Here is a 4,148-nt window from a genome sequence, read left to right on the forward strand (position 1 = left end):
TTCTATATGGATACTGGCAGCCGCAAATGGGGTCGCCCCTATCTCAATCGCAAGTTTTACGCGCTGATCGGCGAGCGCATGCCCGATGATATCGTGCTGGTGATGGCGCGGCGCGACGGGCGCTACATTGCTGGAGCGATTAATTTCATAGGATCGAACCGGCTCTTCGGCAGGCATTGGGGCTGTATCGAAGATCACCGTTTTCTGCATTTCGAGGTCTGTTATCATCAGGCGATCGACTTCGCCATCGAACGGAAACTTCATGTGGTCGAGGCGGGTGCCCAGGGTGAGCACAAGCTTGCACGCGGATATCTGCCTGTGACAACGCATTCCGTGCACTATCTTGCCCACGCAGGATTGCGGCGCGCTATCGATGATTTTCTGCAGCGCGAACGCGAGGATGTTGCCTTGATGAGCCATGTTCTCAACGAGCACACGCCCTTCAAGAAATCCGACCAATAGTAAAATGAGGTACGCCATGACCGCACCCTATGACGCAAACAACATATTCGCGAAGATCCTGCGTGGGGAAATCCCGTCGCACAAGCTCTACGAAGACGAGGAAACCTATGCTTTCATGGACGTCATGCCGCAAGGCAAAGGTCATTGCCTTGCGATAACCAAGGCGCCGTTCCGCAATATTCTGGATGTTGACCAAGCCAGTCTGTCGGCCGTCATTACGACCACACAGAAGCTTGCACGCGCTGTCAAAACAGCCTTTGATGCCGATGGCGTCACTGTCATCCAGTTCAACGAACCGGCCGCCGGGCAGACGGTTTTCCACCTGCATTTCCATGTCATTCCGCGTTTTGACGGCGTCGCTCTGCGGCCGCATACCGGAACGATGGAGGATCAGAACGTCCTCGCCGAAAACGCGGAGAAAATCAGGCAGGCTCTAAGTTAGCAACAAACCGCAGAGCAGAACGGCCTCTCCGGCAATCACGCTGATGATCACACGTCTACCGAGAGCAAGATATGCAACGAAGCCTGCTGCGGCTGCACTTATCCTGAGAAACACCGATGTCTCCGCCAGCGCCCCACTCGGGTAGAGGATCAATTGGGCGATGACCCCTGCGACAAGCGACGTGGCGACGGCCCGCACTGCGATCAAAGCTTCGGAGTCTTCGCGGACCCGGCCACCGATGAACACGCCGATGAACCGCCAGACATCGGTCGGCAGCCATCCTGCAAGCAGGATGAAGAGATATGGCCACCACCAATCTGTGAGGCTCTGCCAGGTCATCGGGTGGCGCTCCTCTTGGCCAGATGCACATAAGCCATGGTCACAATCCCTCCGGCAACGCCGGTCAACAGCAGATCATAGGCAGGCGCAATGGAATGAATGATCGGGAACAGCAACAGGCCCGAGACCATAGCGACATGGACCGATCGATCGCGCGCCGAACCCCACAGCGAGGTCAAAAAATACATTGGTGTCAAAAAGAACAGCGCAGCGAAAACCAATGGCGGAAAGTCGGTCGAGAGAACATAGACCACAGCCACTACGAGTGTGTTGGTTAACGTCAACGTAATACCCAGACCGGCGAAATAACTCGTTCGCATATCGCGTGGAACATGCTTGAGCCGGTCCATGCCCATCACCCAGGCCGTGACGGCAACGAAATGCGATAGGAACAGCAAGGTAATCTTCCGCGTCTTGGGTCCGCGCATTTCCGGCACGAAGGCCGCCACCATTGGCATAAGGCGGATCGACGACAGGCCGACCGCAATTGCCGCGCCGAATAGTGAATAGCCGCCCGCAATTGCACCGATCAGGACGATATTGGCGGGGAGAGCCCAGATAATGGCGACCATGAACGTCGCCTGTAGCAAGGTCACGCCATTTTCGCTGGCAAACCCGGCAAAGCCCACATGCGCTGTCATCAGGATCAACGCAGGAATGCTGGTGATCAAAGATGCACCTGACAGAAACCACGAAAAACGGGTTCTCAGGTTCTCATCCGCATGGTGGGAGGGCAATCCGGAATCAGCCATGCCTTCAGCGATAAACGGAAGAGCGGATGCCATCAAGAAAAAGGCCACCCGAAGGTGGCCTTTTTGATTATTTCTTCCGCGGCACTTTTGGCACGGATGCCTTGGGTGGCAGCGAAGCGACGTTCCTGGTGGCCGACACATCGGCCCCCGCTTTTTCAAGCGGCTTCTTCGGTGCGGGCTTCTTCTTCGCCAATGGCTTCTTATCGACCGGTATTTCCTTCTTCGGCTTCACCACGACTTCGTCGGCGATGTAGTCGAGAACCAGACCTTTCGAACCATCAGGCTTCTCGGCAACCGAAACGCGGACTGTACCGCCCTTCTTCAGCCTGCCAAACAGCACCTCATCCGCCAGCGGCTTCTTGATGTGCTCCTGAATGACGCGGCCAAGCGGCCGCGCACCCATGCGATCGTCGTAACCCTTCTCGGCAAGCCATGCGATGGCCTCCGGCTGCAAATCGAATATCACACCGCGGTCGGCAAGTTGTGCCTCGAGCTGAATGACGAACTTCTGCACCACCTGATGGATAACCGGAACCGGCAACGCACCGAACGGAATGATCGCATCGAGACGGTTGCGGAACTCCGGTGTAAACAGCCGGTTGATCGCTTCCATGTCATCGCCTTCACGACGCGACGAACCGAAGCCGATTGCCGCTCTCGCCGCATCGGACGCGCCCGCATTGGTCGTCATGATCAGAATCACATTGCGGAAATCGATCTGCTTGCCGTTGTGATCAGTCAGCTTGCCATGATCCATGACCTGCAACAGGATATTGAACAGGTCCGGATGCGCCTTYTCGAYTTCRTCGAGCARCAGCACGCAATGCGGATGCTGATCGACGCCGTCGGTCAGAAGGCCGCCCTGATCAAACCCGACATAACCGGGAGGTGCACCGAGCAAGCGCGATACCGTGTGACGCTCCATATATTCCGACATGTCGAAACGCAGGAGTTCCACACCGAGCGAGGCTGCCAATTGCTTGGCGACTTCGGTCTTGCCGACGCCGGTTGGACCGGAGAACAGGTAGGACCCGATCGGCTTTTCCGGCTCGCGCAGGCCGGCACGTGCCAGCTTGATCGAGGATGACAGTGCTTCGATGGCCAAATCCTGACCGTAGACGACGCGCTTCAGTTCCGCCTCGAGATTGGAGAGCACGGCTTCGTCGTCTTTCGATACAGTCTTCGGCGGGATGCGGGCCATCGTGGCGATGGTTGCCTCGATTTCCTTGACGCCGATCGACTTCTTGCGTTTCGCTTCCGGCAACAGCATCTGGCTGGCACCGGTCTCGTCGATGACATCGATCGCCTTGTCCGGCAATTTGCGGTCATTGATGTAGCGCGCTGAAAGTTCGACCGCCGACTTGATCGCTTCCACAGTGTATTTGACCTTGTGGAAGTCTTCGAAATATGGCCGCAGACCCTTCATGATCTCGATAGCATCGGGGATCGATGGTTCATTGACATCGATCTTCWGGAAACGCCGTACAAGCGCCCTGTCCTTCTCAAAGAACTGGCGGAACTCCTTGTAAGTCGTTGAACCGATGCAACGAATGGCACCTGTCGAAAGCGCTGGCTTCAGCAGGTTGGATGCATCCATCGCACCACCTGACGTCGCTCCGGCGCCGATAATCGTGTGGATTTCGTCGATGAACAGGATCGCACCCGGAAACTCTTCGAGCTCCTTGATGACCTGCTTCAAACGTTCTTCGAAATCACCGCGATAGCGCGTTCCTGCAAGCAATGTGCCCATATCTAGCGAGAATACGGTCGCATCGCTAAGGACGCTTGGAACCTTGCCTTCGACGATGCGCTTGGCGAGACCTTCCGCAATTGCGGTCTTGCCAACGCCGGGATCGCCGACGTAAAGCGGATTGTTCTTCGAACGGCGGCAAAGGATCTGGATCGTCCGGTTGATCTCCTGATCACGGCCGATAAGAGGATCGATCTTGCCGGCTTTGGCGCGATCATTCAGGTTGATGCAGTAGGCCGACAAGGCGTCCTGCTTCTTCTTGGTCGCGCCCTCGTCCGACTCAGCGGCATGGCTGTCTTCGTTGGGGCTCTCGGCTCCGAGCGGGGTGCGCGGCTCCGAGGCGCCAGGGCGTTTGGAGATTCCGTGGGAAATGTAGTTGACCGCATCGTAGCGGGTCATCTGC

The 4,148-nt window shown here is 56.8% G+C and carries 5 protein-coding genes; 2 read left to right on the top strand and 3 right to left on the bottom strand.

What is annotated here, in order from left to right; genetic code table 11:
• Nucleotides 1-462: GNAT family N-acetyltransferase (locus ACXJ5O_RS20400; protein WP_457301488.1), on the top strand; the 462-nt coding region annotated here is incomplete at its 5' end.
• Between the two features lie 16 nt (nucleotides 463-478).
• On the top strand, nucleotides 479-904 hold the full coding sequence (locus tag ACXJ5O_RS20405) for an HIT family protein (protein ID WP_457301489.1): 426 nt from the start codon (nucleotides 479-481) through the stop codon (nucleotides 902-904).
• On the opposite strand, the gene ACXJ5O_RS20410 is transcribed toward ACXJ5O_RS20405, so the two are convergent.
• The 3 genes from ACXJ5O_RS20410 to clpA form a co-directional block, all read right to left on the bottom strand.
• The gene (locus ACXJ5O_RS20410; protein ID WP_457301490.1) at nucleotides 896-1,243 is read right to left on the bottom strand and encodes an AzlD domain-containing protein; all 348 of its coding nucleotides are present in this window, start codon (nucleotides 1,241-1,243) and stop codon (nucleotides 896-898) included. The genes ACXJ5O_RS20405 and ACXJ5O_RS20410 overlap by 9 nt on opposite strands.
• Nucleotides 1,240-2,028 carry an AzlC family ABC transporter permease gene (locus ACXJ5O_RS20415; RefSeq protein WP_457301491.1) on the bottom strand — a complete coding sequence of 263 codons (789 nt, stop codon included), beginning with the start codon at nucleotides 2,026-2,028 and terminating at the stop codon, nucleotides 1,240-1,242. Before ACXJ5O_RS20415 ends, ACXJ5O_RS20410 begins: the two co-directional genes overlap by 4 nt.
• A 34-nt stretch (nucleotides 2,029-2,062) precedes the next feature.
• Nucleotides 2,063-4,148 (bottom strand): ATP-dependent Clp protease ATP-binding subunit ClpA (gene clpA / locus ACXJ5O_RS20420; RefSeq protein ID WP_457301492.1); only part of this gene is annotated, 2,086 nt, incomplete at its 5' end.

Source organism: Phyllobacterium sp. P5_D12 (assembly GCF_054049495.1).